We start from the raw sequence: 242 nt of genomic DNA, 5'->3' as shown, positions 1-242 counted from the left end.
GGGGCCCGACCCCCGGAAAGTGGACACATCGGGGGCTGGCTATGCTGCTGTGGTCAGTATAGCCGAAGTCTCGGCTTCAAAGACATCAGGAGCTACGAGATTGCACCAGGAGTGCCGCCGGCGCGTGTTGTAGCGCATGCACCACCGGAAGACCTCTTGACGACAGCTAATTGGGTTGTCAAAGACTTTCCGATCACGCAGCACTTCCCGCTTTAAGGTGGCGTTAAAGGATTCTGCCAGGG

At 57.9% G+C, this 242-nt stretch carries 1 protein-coding gene; it reads right to left on the bottom strand.

The window, feature by feature from the left end:
- Window positions 1–39: 39 nt before the first annotated feature.
- A partial coding sequence (locus tag HMPREF2875_RS13125) for an integrase core domain-containing protein (protein WP_083306711.1) occupies window positions 40–242 on the bottom strand: 203 nt, incomplete at its 5' end.

The organism is Corynebacterium sp. HMSC078H07, from assembly GCF_001812805.1.
In the GTDB taxonomy this organism is placed as follows: Bacteria; Actinomycetota; Actinomycetes; order Mycobacteriales; family Mycobacteriaceae; genus Corynebacterium.
This window is presented reverse-complemented; position numbering and strand designations above follow the sequence as displayed.